This is a genomic window from Streptomyces sp. CB02980 (assembly GCF_014451325.2).
Taxonomy (GTDB): Bacteria; Actinomycetota; Actinomycetes; order Streptomycetales; family Streptomycetaceae; genus Streptomyces.
On sequence record NZ_JACSCH020000002.1, the window covers coordinates 324,425 to 342,665 of the forward strand.

Annotated in this window: 20 protein-coding genes; 9 read left to right on the forward strand and 11 right to left on the reverse strand. The window is 73.2% G+C overall.

Annotation, left to right across the window (positions count from 1 at the left end; genetic code table 11):
* Positions 1 to 16: 16 nt before the first annotated feature.
* The 3 genes from E0F75_RS05080 to E0F75_RS05090 all read right to left on the reverse strand — a co-directional run bounded on the left by E0F75_RS05080 (position 17) and on the right by E0F75_RS05090 (position 2,699).
* Positions 17 to 1,204 (reverse strand): thiolase family protein, encoded by a 1,188-nt coding sequence (locus tag E0F75_RS05080; protein ID WP_187621250.1) that lies wholly within the window; start codon positions 1,202 to 1,204, stop codon positions 17 to 19.
* Between the two features lie 146 nt (positions 1,205 to 1,350).
* On the reverse strand, positions 1,351 to 1,620 hold the full coding sequence (locus E0F75_RS05085) for a hypothetical protein (RefSeq protein WP_187621251.1): 270 nt from the start codon (positions 1,618 to 1,620) through the stop codon (positions 1,351 to 1,353).
* Between the two features lie 44 nt (positions 1,621 to 1,664).
* The gene (locus E0F75_RS05090; protein ID WP_187621252.1) at positions 1,665 to 2,699 is read right to left on the reverse strand and encodes a LacI family DNA-binding transcriptional regulator; all 1,035 of its coding nucleotides are present in this window, start codon (positions 2,697 to 2,699) and stop codon (positions 1,665 to 1,667) included.
* A gap of 154 nt (positions 2,700 to 2,853) precedes the next feature.
* On the opposite strand from E0F75_RS05090, the gene E0F75_RS05095 reads away from it, so the two are divergent.
* The 4 genes from E0F75_RS05095 (at position 2,854) to E0F75_RS05110 (ending at position 6,610) form a co-directional block, all read left to right on the forward strand.
* Positions 2,854 to 4,116: an MFS transporter gene (locus E0F75_RS05095; RefSeq protein ID WP_187621253.1), complete on the forward strand. Its 1,263-nt coding sequence runs from the start codon at positions 2,854 to 2,856 to the stop codon at positions 4,114 to 4,116.
* Positions 4,117 to 4,158: 42 nt separating this feature from the next.
* Complete coding sequence (locus E0F75_RS05100; RefSeq protein ID WP_187621254.1) at positions 4,159 to 4,866, forward strand: alpha/beta fold hydrolase; 708 nt, start codon at positions 4,159 to 4,161, stop codon at positions 4,864 to 4,866.
* A gap of 14 nt (positions 4,867 to 4,880) precedes the next feature.
* Positions 4,881 to 5,111: a hypothetical protein gene (locus E0F75_RS05105; RefSeq protein WP_030313172.1), complete on the forward strand. Its 231-nt coding sequence runs from the start codon at positions 4,881 to 4,883 to the stop codon at positions 5,109 to 5,111.
* An 83-nt stretch (positions 5,112 to 5,194) separates the two neighbouring features.
* A complete protein-coding gene (locus tag E0F75_RS05110) occupies positions 5,195 to 6,610 on the forward strand; it encodes a flotillin family protein (RefSeq protein WP_187621255.1) in 1,416 nt (471 codons plus the stop codon).
* Between the two features lie 178 nt (positions 6,611 to 6,788).
* Here the strand turns inward: E0F75_RS05110 and E0F75_RS05115 are convergent, their stop codons facing one another.
* Together E0F75_RS05115 and E0F75_RS05120 are read right to left on the reverse strand one after the other, a co-directional pair.
* Positions 6,789 to 6,959 (reverse strand): hypothetical protein, encoded by a 171-nt coding sequence (locus tag E0F75_RS05115; RefSeq protein ID WP_167346832.1) that lies wholly within the window; start codon positions 6,957 to 6,959, stop codon positions 6,789 to 6,791.
* 77 nt (positions 6,960 to 7,036) lie between these two features.
* The gene (locus E0F75_RS05120; RefSeq protein WP_187621256.1) at positions 7,037 to 7,867 is read right to left on the reverse strand and encodes a TIGR02452 family protein; all 831 of its coding nucleotides are present in this window, start codon (positions 7,865 to 7,867) and stop codon (positions 7,037 to 7,039) included.
* A gap of 227 nt (positions 7,868 to 8,094) precedes the next feature.
* Between E0F75_RS05120 and egtA the strand changes: the two genes are divergently transcribed.
* Genes egtA through egtD form a run of 4 tightly spaced genes read left to right on the forward strand, consistent with a single transcriptional unit; the run spans position 8,095 to position 12,390 of the window.
* Positions 8,095 to 9,354, forward strand: a complete 1,260-nt coding sequence (gene egtA / locus E0F75_RS05125) for an ergothioneine biosynthesis glutamate--cysteine ligase EgtA (RefSeq protein ID WP_187621257.1) — start codon at positions 8,095 to 8,097, stop codon at positions 9,352 to 9,354.
* On the forward strand, positions 9,351 to 10,676 hold the full coding sequence (gene egtB, locus E0F75_RS05130) for an ergothioneine biosynthesis protein EgtB (protein ID WP_187621258.1): 1,326 nt from the start codon (positions 9,351 to 9,353) through the stop codon (positions 10,674 to 10,676). The genes egtA and egtB overlap by 4 nt, the downstream gene beginning before the upstream one ends.
* Positions 10,676 to 11,428: an ergothioneine biosynthesis protein EgtC gene (egtC, locus tag E0F75_RS05135; RefSeq protein ID WP_187621259.1), complete on the forward strand. Its 753-nt coding sequence runs from the start codon at positions 10,676 to 10,678 to the stop codon at positions 11,426 to 11,428. Before egtB ends, egtC begins: the two co-directional genes overlap by 1 nt.
* Complete coding sequence (gene egtD, locus E0F75_RS05140) at positions 11,425 to 12,390, forward strand: L-histidine N(alpha)-methyltransferase (RefSeq protein WP_187621260.1); 966 nt, start codon at positions 11,425 to 11,427, stop codon at positions 12,388 to 12,390. The genes egtC and egtD overlap by 4 nt, the downstream gene beginning before the upstream one ends.
* Here egtD and E0F75_RS05145 read toward each other — a convergent pair.
* The 6 genes from E0F75_RS05145 to E0F75_RS05170 all read right to left on the reverse strand — a co-directional run bounded on the left by E0F75_RS05145 (position 12,285) and on the right by E0F75_RS05170 (position 17,098).
* Positions 12,285 to 13,193 (reverse strand): 1-acyl-sn-glycerol-3-phosphate acyltransferase, encoded by a 909-nt coding sequence (locus tag E0F75_RS05145; protein ID WP_187621261.1) that lies wholly within the window; start codon positions 13,191 to 13,193, stop codon positions 12,285 to 12,287. The two genes, egtD and E0F75_RS05145, sit on opposite strands and share 106 nt — an antisense overlap.
* Positions 13,190 to 14,059 (reverse strand): GNAT family N-acetyltransferase, encoded by an 870-nt coding sequence (locus tag E0F75_RS05150; protein ID WP_187621262.1) that lies wholly within the window; start codon positions 14,057 to 14,059, stop codon positions 13,190 to 13,192. Before E0F75_RS05150 ends, E0F75_RS05145 begins: the two co-directional genes overlap by 4 nt.
* 138 nt (positions 14,060 to 14,197) lie before the next feature.
* Positions 14,198 to 15,445, reverse strand: a complete 1,248-nt coding sequence (locus tag E0F75_RS05155; protein WP_187621263.1) for an extracellular solute-binding protein — start codon at positions 15,443 to 15,445, stop codon at positions 14,198 to 14,200.
* Positions 15,446 to 15,759: 314 nt separating this feature from the next.
* A complete protein-coding gene (locus tag E0F75_RS05160; protein WP_187621264.1) occupies positions 15,760 to 15,975 on the reverse strand; it encodes a dodecin in 216 nt (71 codons plus the stop codon).
* Between the two features lie 107 nt (positions 15,976 to 16,082).
* On the reverse strand, positions 16,083 to 16,607 hold the full coding sequence (locus E0F75_RS05165; RefSeq protein ID WP_187621265.1) for a GNAT family N-acetyltransferase: 525 nt from the start codon (positions 16,605 to 16,607) through the stop codon (positions 16,083 to 16,085).
* The gene (locus E0F75_RS05170; RefSeq protein ID WP_187621266.1) at positions 16,607 to 17,098 is read right to left on the reverse strand and encodes a hypothetical protein; all 492 of its coding nucleotides are present in this window, start codon (positions 17,096 to 17,098) and stop codon (positions 16,607 to 16,609) included. Before E0F75_RS05170 ends, E0F75_RS05165 begins: the two co-directional genes overlap by 1 nt.
* 98 nt (positions 17,099 to 17,196) lie before the next feature.
* Here E0F75_RS05170 and E0F75_RS05175 point away from each other — a divergent pair, with 98 nt between their 5' ends.
* Complete coding sequence (locus tag E0F75_RS05175) at positions 17,197 to 18,231, forward strand: LLM class flavin-dependent oxidoreductase (RefSeq protein ID WP_187621267.1); 1,035 nt, start codon at positions 17,197 to 17,199, stop codon at positions 18,229 to 18,231.
* Positions 18,232 to 18,241 lie beyond the last annotated feature (10 nt).

The window sequence follows — 18,241 nt, forward strand, 5'->3', positions numbered from 1 at the left end:
CGTGCTGTCCGGGCGCTCAGCGCTCCAGGACCAGGGCGAGGCCCTGGCCGACGCCGATGCAGAGGGCGGCGAGGCCGGTGCCCGAGCCGGCCGCCGCCAGCTGGTGGGCGACCGATCCGGCGAGGCGGGCGCCCGAGGCACCCAGCGGGTGACCGATGGCGACGGCTCCACCGCGAGGGTTCACGATCTCGGGGTCGAGTTCCGGCCATTCCGCGAGGCAGCCGAGCGACTGGGCCGCGAAGGCCTCGTTCAGCTCGAAGGTCCGCAGGTCGGAGAAGGATCGACCCGACTTCTCCAGGGCCCGCCGGACCGCCTCGACCGGGCCGAGACCGAAGAGCTGGGGCTCGATGCCGGTGACCGCGGACGTACGGATCCGGGCGAGCGGCTCCCGGCCGGTCTCGCGCAGCCCGTCCTCGTCGACGAGCAGCAGCGCGGCGGCGCCGTCGTTGAGCGGGGAGGAGTTGCCCGCCGTGACCGTGCCCCCCTCGGGGCGGAAGGAGGGCTTCAGCTTGGCGAGGGCCGCCATGGACGTGGAGTCGCGGATGCACTCGTCGCGGGCGAGCTCCACCCCCGGGTAGGGGACCACCTCGTCGTCGTACAGACCCTTCGCCCAGGCCTCGGCCGCCTTGCGGTGGCTGGCGAGCGCGAAGGCGTCCTGCTGCTCGCGCGTGATGCCGTGCTTGTCGGCGATCAGCTCCGCGCCCTCGCCGAGCGGGACCGTCCACTCGGCGGGCATGCGCGGGTTCGTCATGCGCCAGCCGAGGGTGGTGGAGTGCAGCTGCTGGTGGCCCGCCGGGAAGGCCCGCTCGGGCTTCTGCAGGACCCAGGGGGCGCGGGACATCGACTCGACACCGCCGGCGATCGCCACGGAGGCGTCGCCGAGGGCGATGGCGCGGGCCGCCTGGATGACGGCCTCGAGACCGGAGCCGCAGAGGCGGTTGACGGTGACGCCGGGCACGGAGACGGGCAGCCCGGCGAGCAGCACGGCCATCCGCGCGACGTCGCGGTTGTCCTCGCCGGCGCCGTTCGCGTCGCCGAAGTAGACGTCGTCGACGCGCGCCGGGTCGAGCGCGGGAGTACGGTCCACAAGGGCCCGGACGACATGCCCGGCGAGGTCGTCGGGACGTACCGGGGCGAGGGCGCCCCCGAACTTCCCGATCGGGGTGCGGACGGCGTCGACGATGTAGACGTCGCGGATGCTCATCGGTTCTCTCCCACGTGACCTTCGGAACGACTCTGTTCGCCTGGTGACAGGACTTTCGCCCTGAACACTCACGTCGTGGCGCGCGCAGAGTCTCTGCCCGTCGGGGCGCCCTGTCAACGGGCCCCTTCGGGACAGGACGCCCCAGGTCAGTCGCGTCCCGCCGGGCGGGCGAGGGCCGTGAGGCCGTAGTCGAGCTCGCGTCCGTCGACGAGCAGCGCCTCCACGGTGCGCGTCTCGGGGTCGATGTCGGCCCTGATGCCATGGCCCTCGTAGATCGGATAACCCGACTCGCCGTGCCGCCCGGTGGCCTCCACGACGGCGGTGCGCACGGCGCTGTCCGTCACGGCGGCGCCACCCCGGTCCTCGACGTGCGCGGGCACCAGCAGGATCTCGAAACGCTGCGGAACTGTGCTCATGAATCGACGCTAAGCGCTCGGCCGCCCGCCCGCCGGGCGGCCGGTCAGCTGGACTCGCGCCGGACGACCTGTGAGGCGAGGAGCGCGCGGGTGCGGGGCGGGACCTTCGGTTCCCGGACGGCCCGGTCGACCAGCTCCGCGAGTTCGCGTCCGAGCACCATGTCGATCCGCACGGTGCTGAGCCGGGGCCGCAGGAGCCGGCCGAGCAGCAGATCGTCCGCGCCGACGACGGCTACCTCCTCCGGCACGGCCAGGCCGGCGTCCTGGAGCGCCCGCATCAGGAGCATCGCGTACTCGTCGTTGTAGGCGAAGACGGCGTCGAGGCCGAGCTCCCGCCAGCGCGCCGCGAGCTCGTTCGCCGACTCCTCGTCGTACCGCAGCGGCAGGGGTACGACGGTGGCGTCGGTGCCGTGGACCGCGCGCCGCGCGCCGTCGAGGCGGGGGCCCGAGAACATGGCGAGGCCCGGCTCCTCGGGGATGACGACGCCGATCCGGCGGCGGCCGCTCTCCACGAGGTGGGCGGTGGCCACCTCGCCCACCCGTCCCTGGTCCATGACGAGGGCGTGGGTGCCCTCGACGCCCTGGGTGCCGAGGGTGATCACGGCCCGTGCCCCGGACCTCTTGAGGATCTCGACGCCCTGCCCGGTCAGCTGGACCTCGCCGAGCGAGACCACGGCCACCGGCCGGAGCTCGGCCCAGGCGCGGGCGGCCTCCTCGGCCTCCAGGCCGACGCTGCCGTACTGGACCACCGTGTAGTCGAGGCGCCGCAGGGCCCACTGGAACTCGTTGAAGAACTGGCTGTACAGCGGTCCGACCGGCACGTGGGAGGTCGGCAGCAGCACCATCCGGCTGTGGCCGGCCCGCAGGCTGCGGGCGGCCGCGTGCGGCACGTACCCCAGTTCCTCGGCCGCTTCGCGCACCCGGCGGCGGGTGGGCTCGCTGATGCGGACCGCGGAGGTGTTGTTCAGGACGTACGAGACGGTGGCCCGGGAGACGCCCGCGAGACGGGCGACATCGGCGCTGGTCGGGACCGCGCGCCCGGTGGGGCGTTCGGGGGTGTGTTCGGTTGGCTGACTCATCGCTTCGGCATCTTTCCAGAACAATCCGGCCCAGGGTCTGGCGGATGGCCGGAAACGGGTGCTACACAATGCTCACACGTGTCACTGACACGTGTAACTAACTCGTTCGATCCGCTTCTCGCCCCTCGTCGGGCGATCTCCCCAGGAGGGCACCGTGGCCCTTTCCTCCCCCGGCTCCACCACCTCGGGCACCGGCGATCCGGGTCCCGGCTCCGCCGCGGCCGGCCGGCCGACCCGCGGGCTGCTGACCCTGCTCCTCGCCGGGAACACCGCGATGTACGCCCTGTACATCGGCGTCCCCGGGCTGCTCCTCGCGCTCCAGATCGAGGAGATCGACCCGGCCGACAAGGTGGCCAACTTCGGTCTCGTCTCCGGCATATCCGCGATCTTCGCCACCGTCTTCAATCCGGTGGCGGGCGCGCTGTCGGACCGCTCGGGCCGCCGCAACCCGTGGATCCTCGCCGGCGGTCTGCTCGTGCTGCCCGTGATGCTGCTCCTCGGCAGCGTCCACACGATCCTGCTCGTGACCATCGCCTGGTGTCTCGGCCAGGCCGTCATGAACATCTACCAGGCGGCCCTGACCTCCGTGGTGCCCGACCGGATCCCCATGGCCGCCCGGGGCAAGGCCTCGGCGGCCGTCGGCCTCGGCCTCCCCGTCGGCTCGACGATCGGCGCCCTGGTCGGCGCCGCCTTCTCCGAGGACTACCGCACCGGCTATCTCGTCTTCGGGGCGATCGTCGCGGCCACCTCCGTGCTGTTCACGAGCTGCGCGCGGGAGCAGCGCATGCCCGCGAAGGCCCCGCTGCCGGTGAAGGAGCAGCTCGCGGCCTTCGGCAGCGCGCTCAAGGACCATGACTTCCGCTGGGCCTTCATCGGCCGCGCCCTGCTGGTCCTGGGCTATTTCGCGGTGGCCGGGTTCCAGCTGTACATCCTCAAGGACCACACCGAGCTGCCCGCCGGGCTGAGCCCCGAGGAGGCGGTGGCGATCCTCATGCCGCTCAACGCGGTCGCGATGGTGGTCTCCACCGTGCTGGGCGGCTGGCTGTCGGACCGCTTCGACCGGCGCAAGCTCTTCGTGGGCGCCTCCGCCGCGCTGGCCGCCGTCGCCCTGCTCATCCCGGCCGTCTCGACGAGCTGGACCGCCATGCTGGCGTTCTCCGCGGTCAACGGCCTCGGCTTCGGCTGCTACATGGCCGTCGACACCGCACTGGTGACCATGGTGCTGCCGAAGGCCGAGGACGCCGCCCGTGACATGGGTGTCCTCAACGTCGCCAACGCGGGGCCGCAGATCGTCGCCCCCTTCGTGGCCTCGCTCGTCGTCTCGCTCAGTGGCGGGTACACGGCGCTGTTCTTGATCGCCGCCGTACTGTCGGTACTCGGCGCGCTCGCCGTGCGCCCCATCCGCAGCGTGCGCTGACCCCGGTCGGCGCCCGCCCGGCACCGTCAGAGAGGCCGCACCGTGCGTCTGCACACCACCACTTGGGGTTCGGGCGACCGGATCGCCCTGCTCGTCCATGGCCTCATGGCCGACCACCGGACCTGGCGGCGGGTCGGCCCGGCGCTCGCGGAGCGCGGCTACCGGGTGATCGCGGTGGACCTGCGGGGGCACGGGGCGAGCGGGCGGGCCGCGGGCCCGGAGGCGTACCGTCCGGTGGACCACGCCGACGACCTGGTCGAATCCCTGCCCTCCGGGGCGGAGTTGGCGATCGGCCACTCGCTCGGCGGGCTCGTGCTCGGCCGGGCGGTGGAGCGCCTGGCGCCGGCCCGGGCGGTGTACTCCGACCCGGCCTGGCACCTGGCGGCCGGCCCCTGCGGCTACCGGGCCGAGCTCTTCGTCCGGGGCAGGTCGATGACCCGGGAGCAGATCAAGGGGTTCAACCCGCACTGGCCGGACGAGGACGTCGACGTGGAGATGGCGTCGGTGCGGGACTGGGACGAGCGGACGGCGCACGGCCTCACGGCGTTCGTGGGCGCCGACATGTGGCCGGTCCGGCCCGTGGTGCCCTCCCTCGTCACCCTCGCCGATCCGAGCGCGTTGGTGCGGCCGGAGCACGCCCGGATGCTGACGGACCGGGGATTCACCGTCCGTACGGTGGAGAAGGCGGGTCACACGATCCACCGGGACGACTTCGACGGGTTCATGTCCGCGCTGGACGACTGGATCTGACGTACCGTTCAGCCATGGACGACGCGTCGATGGACTCCTCGATGGTGGGACTGCTCGGCCGGGTGACCGGCACCGTCGGGCCCGGTCTCGTCGGTGAGGTGATCGTCCGGATCCGGGGCGGTGCCGAGCACTTCCTCGCCCATCCGGCCTCCCCGAAGGAACGGATCGACGTCGGAACGGTGGTGATGGTCATGGAACATCTCCCTCCACGCACCGTCTATGTCACAGCCGCGTACGACAGTTGACGCAACCGTTGAGCGGCGCCGGTCACAGGCGCACACTCCCTTCACCGGATCCGCACCGGCTCCGGTGAAGGGGGACCATGTCCATGGGCATCGGCATTCTCGCGGGCGCCGTCGTCGGCGCCTTCGCCGTTCTCGTCATCGTCTTCAAGATGATGTGGCGCGTCGCGGAACCCAACGAGGCGCTGATCATCTCCGGTTCCAACCACAAGAACGAGGGCCTCGGCGCGGGTATGGGGTTCCGCATCGTCACCGGGCGCGGCACGCTCGTCCTGCCGGGTGTGCAGGCGGTGCGCAAGCTCTCGCTCGACCTCAACGAGACCCAGCTGTCCGTCGAGTGCGTCACCCACCAGGGCATTCCGCTGAAGGTCCAGGGTGTGGTGATCTTCAAGGTCGGTGACGACTTCGTGTCGATCGCCAACGCCGCACGCCGCTTCCTCGACCAGCAGAAGCTGATGAGCGAGCGGGTGCACATCGTCTTCGCCGGTCATCTCCGCGCCATCGTCGGCGGGTTGACCGTGGAGGACATGATCCGTGACCGGGAGAAGCTGACCGGGCAGGCGCGTTCGGCCTGTGGCACGGAGATGGAGAAGCTCGGTCTGATCGTCGACTCCCTGCAGATCCACGAGATCGAGGACCCGACCGGATACATCAAGAACCTGGCCGCCCCACACGCGGCCGCCGTCCAGCGGGACGCGCGGATCGCGCAGGCGGAGGCCAACCGGCGGGCGACCGAGGCCGAGCAGCAGGCCGCGGCACGGATGTCGGAGGCGACCCGCGACAGCGAGATCCTCCAGGCGGGCTACCAGGCCGAGCGGGACCAGGCGTCCGCGACGGCCCGGCAGGCCGGTCCGCTGGCGGAGGCGGCCTCGCGCCAGGAGGTCGTCGTCCAGGAGACCCGGGTCGCGGAGCTGGAGGGACACCGTAAGGAGCAGCAGCTCCAGGCGGAGGTCCGCAAGCCGGCCGACGCGATGGCGTACGAGACCCGGACGCTGGCCGCGGCCGAGCGTGACGCCCGGATCTCGGCGGCCGAGGCCGATGCGAAGGAGACCGAGCTGGCGAGCGCGGCCAAGGCGACGGCGACCCGGCTCACCGGTGAGGCGGAGGCGGCGGCGCAGCACGCCAAGGGGCTCGCGATCGCGGAGGCGACCAGGGCGAAGGGCCTGGCGGAGGCCGAGTCGATCAAGGCCCGTGCGGCGGCGCTCGCGGAGAACCAGGAGGCCGTGGTCGCGCAGCAGCTGGCCGAGAAGTGGCCGGAGATCGTCTCCGCGGGCGCCTCGGCGTTCGGGAACGTGGACCAGATGGTGCTGCTCAACGGCGCCGACGGCATGGCGGACGTGTTCGCCAAGGCGCTGACCATGGGCGGGACCGGTCTGGGTCTGGCCCGGCAGCTGCTCTCCACGATGAACCCGGCCGCCCAGGAACGGCTGGGCGTGGGAGTGGCTCCGGCGCCGCGGGCGCCGGAGGAGAGCGTCGAGATCAGGGTCGGCGACGGGGAGTAGCCGACATCGGGCAGGAGGGACACGGGCCGGGGCCCGGTGCCGTGACGGCGCCGGGCCCCGGCCTCGTACCCCCGTCGGCTCCCCGCCTCGCTCCGTGCTCGCTCGGCCCGTTCGGCCCGACCGGCTCGGCTCGGTCGCGGCCGAACTCATGCGGGGCCGAACTCGCTGGTGGCCACCCTCAGTTGTGGCCGAACTTCCGTTCCTTGCGGTGCGAGGCGTGCTCCACCAGGGGCATCGACGTCTCGCTCTTGGGAGCCGCCGAGGTCTGTTCCTTCGTGGTCGCCTCGGTGCGGTGCTCATGGCCGCCGGTACGGGCTCCCCGGTTCGTCCGGGTCTGTTTCTTGCCCACGATCGTGCCTCCCGTGACGGGTGTCGGACGGTGGTCCGTATCCCCTCAGCCTCGCACGGGGGTGCGGGCCCCGCATGTCAGGCGGCGGCCCCGACGACCCGGGCGAAGGCGGCCAGGGTCGGTGTGCCCGGGGCGCGGTCCAGGACGGCGAAGACGATCTCCTCGAAGTGGCCGGCGAAGCGGCCGCCCCCGGTGAGCAGCGCCGTGAAGGCGCCGGCGACCTGTTCGGGGTCGTTCTGGAAGACGCCGCAGCCCCAGGCGCCGAGCACGAGCCGCCGGTAGCCGGCCGCGGCGGCCGTCTCCAGGACCCGCTCGGCGCGGGACGCGAGGGCGCCCGGCAGGCGGTCGACGAGGTCGGGGGTGCGGCGGCGGACGACGCCGGCGTTGGGCGCGGGCGAGGTGAGGAAGCCGACGGTGAAGGGCTCGGCGAGGAGGGCGCCGCGGTCGTCGCGGAAGACCGGTACGCGGGGCGAGTGGATGACCCGGTCGGTGTAGAGGACGTCGCGGTCCTCGCGATGGTGAGCGTAGTAGTCGGGGGCGCGGAGCAGGGTGGCGTGGAGGGCGGAGGAGCGGCAGAGCGCCTCCTCCTGGGCCTGGGCGCCGTTGAGGTAGCCGCCGCCGGGGTTGCGGGCGGAGGCGAAGTTCAGGACGGCCACGGGGCGGGTCGCGTCGGCGGCGGTCATCCGCCGGGCGGCGGCCAGGCTGCTCTCGCCGGTGACGTCGAGGGTGGGCGTCCGGTCGGTGTCGGGGGTGACGGTGACGGGCTCGGGGCCGTGGAGTCGCGTTCCGGCCAGGGCGGCGGCGAGGTCCTCGGCGACGGAGACGGTGCGGCCGTCGGGGGCCTGGTAGTGGCCCGCGGCAACGATCTCCTCGGTCTGCCGCGCGATCGCGCGCAGTCGTGCACTCATGGCCTCAGGATGATCGTTTCGTCCCGGCCGGGACAACGGAATTTCCCAGGATCCGGCCGGGTCCCGACAGGACCTGTCCCCGGCGGTTTCCGGCCGGGTGGGGGCGCAGGAGGCGCGTTCGGCGGGTTCGGGGCGCTCTTGCACGCCGCTCGGTGGTGGCTTTAGGTGGAAGCAGAACTTCCCGGGGCCGGTCCCGACGACCGGCCTGACGACCAGGAGGTGTACGGATGTCGTCCAGCGGCATACGGAGCGGCGAACCCCCTCTCGCCGAGGCGGAGGCGGAGGAACTGCTTCGATGTATCTGCTTCAAGACCGGCCCGCCCCGCACCGTGGGGGTGGAGCTGGAATGGCTCGTGCACGAGCTGCGTGACCCCCGGCTCCCCGTCCGCCCGCCGAGGCTCGCGGCGGCCCTCGACACCGTACGGTCCCTGCCGCTGGTGTCGTCCCTGACCTTCGAACCCGGCGGGCAGCTGGAGCTCAGCTCGCGTCCGGCCGGTTCGCTCATGGAATGTCTCGACTCCCTCGCCGCCGATCTCCGGGCGGTACGGTCGGCGCTCGGACCGCTCGGCCTCACCCTCAGCGGCTACGGGGTGGACCCCTGGCACTCGCCGCGCGGCCGGGTGCTCCACGAGCCGCGGTACGACGCCATGGAGGCCGCGCTGGACCGCACCGGCCCCGCCGGCCGGGCGATGATGTGCGACTCGGCGTCGGTGCAGATCTGCCTGGACGCGGGCCTTGAGGAGCCGGGGCCGCTCGGCTACCACCGGCGCTGGCAGCTCGCCCATCTCCTCGGTGCGGTACTGGTGGCGGCCTTCGCCAACTCCCCGCTGCACGAGGGACGTCGCACCGGCTGGCGCTCGACGCGGCAGGCGCTGTGGGCGGACCTCGACCCCCGGCGGACCCTCGCCCCCCTGCCGGACGGGGAGCCGCGCGCCGAGTACGCGGCCCACGTCCTGGACACCCCGGTGATGTGCGTACGGGCCGACGAGGGGCCGTGGGCCGTGCCGGAGGGGATGACCTTCCGCGACTGGCTGCGCTCGGGCCTGCCCCGGCCGGCCGACGCCGACGACCTGCGATACCACATGACGACGCTCTTCCCGCCGGTGCGGCCGCGCGGCCATCTGGAGCTGCGGATGGTCGACGCGCAGCCGGGCCCGGACGGGTGGATGGTGCCGGTGGCCGTGACGACGGCGGTGTTCGACGACCCGGCGGCGGCGGAGACCGTGTACCGGGCGGTGAAGCCCCTCGCGGAGCGGGCCGGCTACGCCCCCGCCCCGCGCAACCCGCTCTGGCTGGCGGCGGCCCGTGACGGCCTGACCGACCCCGAGCTGCACGCCACCGCCCTCGCCGTGTTCGCCGCGGCCCTCGATGCGCTGCCCCGGATCGGGGCGAGCAAGGAGGTGCGGCAGGCCGTCGCCGCCTTCCACGAGCGGTACGTGATCCCCGGGAGCTGCCCGGCCGACGACCTGGAGGTGCTGACGTCATGACGGAGACCCGGACCGAGCTGGGCCCCGATGCCCTGCGCCGGCACGCCCTGGACGCCCTGACCGCCGCGCGGGCCCGTTCGGAGCTGCTCACCTCCTGTGTCGAGGACGGTGAACTCACCGCCCAGCACTCCCCCTTGATGTCTCCGCTGGTCTGGGACCTGGCACACATCGGCAACCAGGAGGAGTTGTGGCTGTGGCGGGCCGTCGGCGGGCAGGAGGCGCTGCGGCCCGAGATCGACTCGCTCTACGACGCCTTCGAGCACCCGAGGTCCGCCCGCCCCTCGCTGCCGCTGCTCGCGCCGGGCGAGGCCCGGAGCTACGCGGCGGACGTACGGCTGCGCGTCCTCGACGTGCTGGAGCGCGCCGAGTTCGACGAGCGTCCGCTGCTCCGCGCCGCCTTCGCCTTCGGTCTCGTCGCCCAGCACGAACAGCAGCACGACGAGACGATGCTGATCACCCATCAGCTGCGGAAGGGCCCCGCGGCGCTGACCGCTCCCCCGCCGCCGCCCCTGCGGAGCGGCCCGCTTCCCACCGAAGTCCTCGTCCCCGGTGGTCCGTTCACCATGGGGACCTCGGAGGAGCCGTGGGCGCTGGACAACGAGCGTCCGGCGCACATCCGGGTCGTGCCCGCCTTCCACATCGACACCGTGCCGGTCACCAACGGCGCCTATCTGGCCTTCATGGCCGACGGCGGGTACACGGACCAGCGCTGGTGGCGGCCCGAGGGCTGGGCGCAGATCAGGGAGCACGGCATCGCGGCCCCGCTGTTCTGGCGCCGGGACGGTGCCCAGTGGCTGCGCCGCCGGTTCGGGGTGACCGAGCCGGTGCCGGAGGACGAGCCGGTCCTGCACGTGAGCTGGTACGAGGCGGACGCCTACGCGCGCTGGGCGGGCCGGCGACTGCCGACCGAGGCCGAGTGGGAGAAGGCGGCCCGGTACGACCCGGACTCCGGGCGCTCGCGCCGCTATCCGTGGGGTGACGCCGATCCGGGTCCCGAGCACGCCAACCTCGGGCAGCGGCACCTGCGGCCGGCCGCCGCGGGCAGCTATCCGGAGGGCGCGTCGCCGCTCGGCGTACGGCAGTTGATCGGTGACGTGTGGGAGTGGACGGCGAGCGACTTCCTGCCGTACCCGGGCTTCACCGTGTTCCCGTACAAGGAGTACTCGGAGGTGTTCTTCGGCCCCGACCACAAGGTGCTGCGCGGCGGCTCCTTCGCCGTCGACCCGGTCGCCTGCCGGGGCACCTTCCGCAACTGGGACCTGCCGGTGCGCCGCCAGATCTTCTCCGGCTTCCGTACGGCCCGCAGCGCGGAGCTCGACTGATGTGCCGTCACATCGCCTACGTGGGCGAGCCGGTGGCGCTGGGAGAGCTGCTCGTCCGGCCGGAACACGCCCTGCTGCGCCAGTCCTGGGAGCCCCGTACACAGACCAGCGGTGTGGTGAACGCCGACGGGTTCGGGGTGGGCTGGTACGCCGAAGGCGATCCGGTGCCGGCCCGGTACCGGCGCTCCGGCCCCATCTGGGGCGACCTCTCCTTCGCGGACCTGGCCCGGGTGGTGCGCTCCCGTGCGCTGCTCGCCGCGGTCCGCGGGGCGACCCTGCCGGGCGCCGACGGGGAGGCCGCCGCGGCGCCGTTCGCCGCCGGGCCCTGGCTGTTCAGCCACAACGGCGCCGTCCGGGGCTGGCCGGGCTCGCTCGCGCCGCTCGCCGCGACCCTCCCGGCCGGCGAGCTGCTCGGGCTCGAGGCGCGGACCGACTCGGCGCTGCTCTGGGCACTCGTCCTGCACCGGCTGCGGTCCGGCGACGCGCCGGGCCCCGCCCTGGCCGACACGGTGCGGGAGGTCGCCGAGGCGGCCCCCGGCTCCGGTCTCACCCTGCTGCTCACCGACGGGTCGCTGATCGCCGCGACCGCCTGGGAGAACAGCCTCTGCTATCTGACGGGTCCCGACCGGGTGGTCGTGGCCTCCGAACCGTACGACGACGATCCGCGCTGGCGGGAGGTCCCCGGGCACACGCTCGTGACCGCCACCCGCGCCGACGTCACCCTCACCCCGCTCAAGGAGCCCTCCGCGTGAGCCCGTTCCAGCTGACCCGTACCCTCGCCCCGGACGCCGCCGGCGCCGATCTGCGCGCCGACGTCCTCCACGGGCTCAACCGCTCCCCCAAGGAGCTGCCGCCCAAGTGGTTCTACGACGCCCGGGGCAGCGAGCTCTTCGAGGAGATCACCCGGCTGCCCGAGTACTACCCGACCCGGGCCGAGCGGGAGATCCTGAAGGCGCGGGCGCCGGAGATCGCCGCCGCGACCGGGGCCAGGACCCTGGTGGAGCTGGGCTCCGGCTCCTCGGAGAAGACCCGGTTCCTGATCGACGCGCTGCTGCCCGGCCTGGACGGCTATGTGCCGGTGGACGTGAGCGAGTCGGCGCTGACCGGGGCCGCGGAATCGCTGCTCGCCGAGCGGCCGGGGCTGCACGTGCACGCCCTGGTCGCCGACTTCACCCGGGGGCTCGCGCTGCCCGGGACGCCGGGGCCGCGCCTGGTGGCCTTCCTCGGCGGCACCATCGGCAATCTGCTGCCCGGCGAGCGGCGGACCTTCCTCCGCTCCGTACGGGCGATGCTCACGCCGGGCGACGCGCTGCTGCTCGGCACGGACCTGGTGAAGGACGAGTCGACGCTCGTCGCCGCGTACGACGACTCGGCCGGGGTGACGGCCGCCTTCAACAAGAACGTGCTCGTGGTGATCGACCGGGAGCTGAGCGCGGACTTCGACCCGGACGCCTTCGACCACGTGGCGGTGTGGGACCACGAGCGGGAGTGGATCGAGATGCGGCTGCGGGCCCGCCGCGCGCTGACCGTGAAGATCCCGGAACTGGATCTCGTGGTGCCGTTCGCGGCGGGCGAGGAGATGCGGACGGAGGTGTCCGCGAAGTTCCGTCAGGCGGGCGTCCGGGCCGAGCTCGCGGAGGCGGACCTCGAGCTCGACCGCTGGTGGACCGACAGCGAGGGCAGGTTCGCGCTGTCGCTGGCGACGGCCCGCTGAGCGGCGGCCGCCAGGGCACGGCGGTCCGGGTACAGGGCTCCGGGGAGGGGCTCCCGGAGCCGGACGACGGCGGTGAGCCGGCGTGCGGAGACGACCCGCCACAGTGAGGAGCCGAGCGGGTCGGCCCCGACGTACGCGGCGGCGTCCGTGGGCCGGTAGTCGAGCCGTATCGGCTGCACGGCGCAACCGGCGTCGAGGGCGGCCTGGAACGCGGCCGGGCGGAACCGGCCGCGTTCCCGTCCGCACCAGGTCGAGCCCTCGGGGAAGACGACCACACGGCCGCCGCCCGCGAGCACGCCGGACATGGTCCGTACCGTGCCGGGCAGGGCCATGATCCCTTCCCGGTCGATGAAGAGGGTGCCGCCGAGCGCGGCGAGCGTGCCGAGGACGGGCCAGCGTCGCACCTCCGACTTGGCGACCGTGCGGCCGGGCAGGACGGCGGCGATCAGCGGTATGTCGAGCCAGGAGACGTGGTTGGCGACGACGAGGAGCGGGCCGCCGGCCGGGGCGGCCGGTCCCTCGTACCGGACGTGGACGCCGAAGGCGCGGACCACCACCCGCATCCAGTACCGCACGAGGGCGAGCCGGGTGGCGGCCGGCAGGAGGCCGGCCGGCGGGGCGAGGAGGAGGCCGAGGAGGACGGTGCCGAGTCCGGCGATCAGCCGGACCACGGCCCGGACGACCCCGGCCGGGTCCGCGTCGGCGCCGCTCCGACGGTGGGCGGACTCGGGATGGGCGGCGCAGTGGCCCGGGGTGCAGGGCGCCGTGGGGAGCCACGGCGAGAGGGCCGTGGTCCCGTTCACCGTGCCGGGGCGAGCGAGAGGAAGTGGTTGAGGTAGCGCGGGTTGGTCCGGCGCAGCGAGAGCAGGACGTAGAGGTCGGCGACGCCGAAGTCGGGGTCGTGCGCGGGGGCGCCGCAGACCCAGGCGCCGAGCCGGAGGTAGCCCCGGAGCAGCGGCGGCAGCTCGGTGCGGCCCTCGGGTCGGGTGATGCCCTCGGGGCTCCAGAGCTTGTGCGGGGTGACCCAGTACTCCTCCTGGGCGAGGTGCTTGGCCTTGACCGTGTCCCAGGTGGCGGCGGCGAGGGTGCCGCCGTCGGCGAGGGGGAGGGAGCAGCAGCCGGCGAGCCAGTTGTGGCCGGTGTTCGTCATGTAGCGGGCGAGCCCGGCCCAGATGAGGGCGATGACGGCGCCGTTGCGGTGGGCGGGGTGGACGCAGGAGCGCCCGACCTCGACCAGGTCGTGCCGGATCGGGGCGAGCCGGGTGAGGTCGAACTCGCTCTCGGAGTAGAGGCGCCCGGCGACGGCGGCCCGGTCGGGCGGCAGGATGCGGTAGGTGCCGACGATCTCGCCGGTGGTCTCCTCCCGTACGAGGAGGTGGTCGCAGTACGCGTCGAAGGCGTCGATGTCGAGGCCGGGCTCCGGCCCGTCGAGCTGGGCGCCGAGTTCGCCGGCGAAGACCTGGTGGCGCAGCCGCTGGGCGGCGCGGACGTCCTCCTGGTCGCGGGCGAGTCCGACGAGGTAGCGGGGGGTGGGCTCCTCGGCCGGGGTCGGCGGCGCCGCCTGCTCGACGAGGGCCCGGGGTTCGGGCTGCCCGACGAGCGGCTGGGGCTGGGCGGGGACGCCGAGCGGCTGGGCGGGGACGGCGAGCGTGGGGGTCGGTGCGGCCATGTCGGGCTCCTCCGGCGTACGGAAGGGGAAGGGGCGGCGCCGGACCGTGTGAGCGGTGGCCCGGCTCCTTACTTCTTCCGTGACCGGCTGGATTCGACATGACCGTCCGGAGGCCCGCGGGTGTGGAGGCGCTGAATGCTATTCGGCGAGGGTGTCCGTGATCTCGGCCGAGGCCAGCTTGGCGGCCTTCAGCGGGTCCTCGCCCTGGAGGACGGCCGTCATGTAGGGCTTGATGGGGTTGTCGGCCTCGACGTTGGCCCACTGCGCGGAGTTGGGGGTGGCGCGGCCGCGCGCGGCGCCCCTGGCCATGACGGCGGTGGCCTCCTGGCCGGCGACGACGGAGGCGAGGCCCTTCTTGTTGGGCACGTAGCCCATGGTGCGGGCGAGGTCGGTCTGCCACTTCTCGCCGGCGAGCGCCTTGACGACGTCGAGGGCGGCGCCGCGCTGGGGTGCGTTCTCCGGGATGATGAGGTCGGATCCGCCGGTGAAGACCGCGCAGGGCTGGCCCTCCTTGGCGCCGGGTATCGGGAAGTAGCCGAGCTTGTCCTTGAGGGCCGGGTTGGCCTTGAGGATCGCGGCGACGGCGCTGGGCGCGGCGATGAGCTGGGCCACGTCCCCCTTGGCGAAGACGTCGGCCTGCGGCGGGTTCTGCTCGTCCGCGTCCTTGGGGCCGGAGCCGAGGGACTGGAGTTCCTTGTAGTAGGCCATGCCGCGCCGGGCCGCCGCGCTCTCGAGGGCGCCGGTCCACTCGCCGCCCCTGTCGGTGGCGAGTTCGCCGCCCTCGTCCCAGATGAATCCGGCGAGGGTGTACCAGTCCTGGCCGGCGAGGTAGATGCCCTGGGAGCCCTTGCTGTTGAGCTTCTCGGTGTCGGCGAGCCACTGGGCGCGGTTGGCCGGCGGCTTGTCGATGCCGGCGTCGGCGAACAGGTCCTTGTTGTAGATGACGATGCGGTTCGCCGCGTACCAGGGGATGCCGTACTGGGATCCGCCGATGCTGCCGGGCTCGGCGAGACCGGGCAGCCAGTCCTCGCTGCCGAGGTCGCGGACCGACTCCAGGGTGAGGTCGAAGAGCTTCTCGGTGTCGGCGTACTGGGCGACCTGGGTGTTGCCGACCTCGATGACGTCGGGTCCGCCGGGGCCTTGGATGGCCTCGGTGACCTTCTTCCCGATGCCGGTCCAGTCCTGGATGGTGACCTGGAGTTCGACGCCGTCGTGCTCCTCCTCGTACGCCTCGGTGAAGCGGTTGAGGAAGTCCTCGCTGACGCTTTCCCGCATGAGCCAGATGTTGACGGTCTTCGTCCCGCCGCCGCCCGGGAGCATCCCGCAGCCGGCGAGGGCGAGCGCTGTGGCGGCTGCCAGGGGGCAGGCCAAATGGCGGTTCTTCACGTAGGTCACCTTCTGCGGTTCAGCACAGGGTCGTGCGGCATGGGGGGCTGACCCGACATGGGGGGACCGAACGGGGTGTTCGCGCGGGTATGTGGCCTGGATTCTGGTCTGGACCAACGGGATGGTCAAGTCCTTGACCATCCCGTTCCGCACCGCGAGCGCACCATGCGTTCCGTTACCTCAGGTAACTCCCCATCAGTGGCCTTTGATCCGCTGTGCGCCGGAGAAGAAGCACGACAAAGCCCCCGAGCGACGCCACTGAGGCATCGTCGGGAGCTTCGGACCGGGGGTTCGACCGCGGCGAAGGGCAGGCCCTAGGTGGGCTCGTCCAGGCGGAAGCCGACCTTCATGCCCACCTGGAAGTGGGCGACCTGCCCGTCCTCGACGTGACCGCGGATCTCGGTGACCTCGAACCAGTCGACCGAGCGCAGCGTTTCGCAGGCGCGGGTGATCCCGTTCCGGATGGCGGTGTCGACGCCCTCCGAGGACGACCCGACGATCTCCGTGACGCGGTAGACGTGATCTCCCATGGCGGCCTCTCCTTCGCGTTCCGACTCCATCCACACTGCACGGAACCGGAGACGGCCGCGAGTCGAGCCGGACCACGCTCCCGCGTCGCAGCGGCGTCACATCCGCGTCACATCGGCCGGGAATGCAGCCGGACCGGCCCCTCGGGCCACCGGCTTCCCTTCCGGAGCGGGAACCACATCGTCCGCAGGGGCATCGTCGCCGGGCCGTCGGGCTGCTCCACCTCCACCTCGCCGGCCACCTCGTTCCAGCCGAGCCGCACGTAGAGGCCGGAGACGTCCGGTCGGCAGAACAGCAGCGCGAACTCGGGCCCCAGCGTTCGCGCATGCTCAAGGGCTCCGCCCACCACCTGCGCGGCGAGCCCGCGGCCCCGCTGGTCCGGGGCGACGGCGACCCCGCCGAGGCCCACCACGTCCATCCGGCTCCCGCCGACCGACAGGGGCAGCACGAGGAGCCCCGCGTGGGCGAGGAGCCGGCCGTCCGCCCTGATCCCGAAGTGGTGCTCCTTGGGCAGCCAGACCAGACCCCACGCATCCACCCCGAACGGGTCAGCGGCGTCCCCGAGGATCTCGGACCGGTCGTAGGCCTCCAGCCGCGCCACCGCCGGTGCCGCGGTGAACCGCTCCGCGCCCATCAGGTCCGGCCCTCCTTCTCCTGTGCGTCCCTCAGTTCCTCCGACGGGGTCGCCCACCGGGCGCGTACGACGGGGAAGCCGGCCTCCTCGGCCGCGTCGCAGACCAGCATGTCGTCGTCGACGAGCATCCTGATCGTGCGGCCGGCGCCCAGCCGCCGCAGGATCTCCACCTTGGTCACCCGGGCCGGGCGGAAGTCCCGGTTGCGGCGCATGTGGATCGGCCCCTCCGGGAGCCCCTGCGCGGCCAGCCAGGCCAGGGTGTCCCTGCGGCAGCGCTCCGGGCGTCCGGTCAGGTAGACGACGTCGCACTCCTCGGCCGCCTCGCGGCACAGCGCGATCCCCTCGTCCAGCGGCGGATCGTCGGGCGCCGCCGCGAAGAAGGCGTCCCAGTCCTTGGGGCGCCGCTCCAGGAAGCGCTGACGGTGGGCGGTCGCGGCGAGCGTGTTGTCCAGGTCGAAGACGGCCAGGGGCCGGTGGTTGTCGGCTGTCACGCGGCCCAGCCTAGAAGGTGGACGCGGGCGGCACCCCGCCGCTGTGGATCAAGGGCGCGATACGGGAATCCCTCCCCGTCCCGAACGTTGAACCCCTTGTGAGCACCTTTCCCGGCGACATCCGCTTCTCCGTCCTCGACCGCTCCCGCACCCGGGAGGGCGAGGACGCCCCCCAGGCGCTGCGCGACACCGTGCGCCTCGCCCGGGAGGTGGAGGCCCTCGGCTACCACCGCTTCTGGGTGTCGGAGCACCACAGCGTGCCCGGGGTCGCCGGTTCCGCGCCCACGATCCTCGCGGCCGCCGTGGCCGCCGCCACGACGGGCATCCGGGTCGGTACGGGCGGGGTGATGCTCCCCAACCACCAACCCCTGGTCGTGGCCGAGCAGTTCGGCGTCCTGGAGGCCCTCTTCCCCGGCCGGATCGACATGGGTGTCGGCCGCTCGGTCGGCTTCACCGACGGCATCCGCCGAGCGCTCGGGCGGGACAAGGACGACGCCGACCGCTTCGGGGAGCAGCTCGGCGAGCTGCTCGGCTGGTTCACCGGCGAGCAGACCGCCCACCCGCAGGTGCACGCCCGGCCCGCCGAGGGGCTGCGGGTGCCGCCCTTCGTCCTGGCGACCGGCGAGGGCGCGTCGATCGCGGCCGCGGCCGGACTGCCGCTGGTCATCGGCGACCTCCGGGGCCGGGACCGGCTGCTCGCCGCCGTCGAGACGTACCGCTCCGCGTTCCGTCCCTCCTCGTGGTCCGCCGAGCCGTACGTGGTGGTCGCCGGGACGGTCGCGGTGGCGGGGACGGAGGCGGAGGCCCGCCGGCTGCTGATGCCGGAGGCCTGGTCGCTCGCCCACTCCCGGACGCGGGGCGTGTTCCCGCCGCTCGTCGCGCCCGAGGCGATCGAGGCGCTCACGATGACGGAGAAGCAGCGCGGTTTCTACGAGTCGGGTCTGAGTGGCCATGTGCACGGCACGGAGGAGCAGGTGGCCGAGGCGCTGGAGGCGGCGGTGAAGGAGACCGGGGCGCAGGAGGTCCTGGTCACCACGAGCACGTACGACAGGGCGGCGCTGAGCGAGTCGTACCGGAGGCTCGCGAAGGCGGTCGGCCTCGCCCCGGGGGCGCAGCGGTCGCTCGCGGTCTGACGTCCCCGGC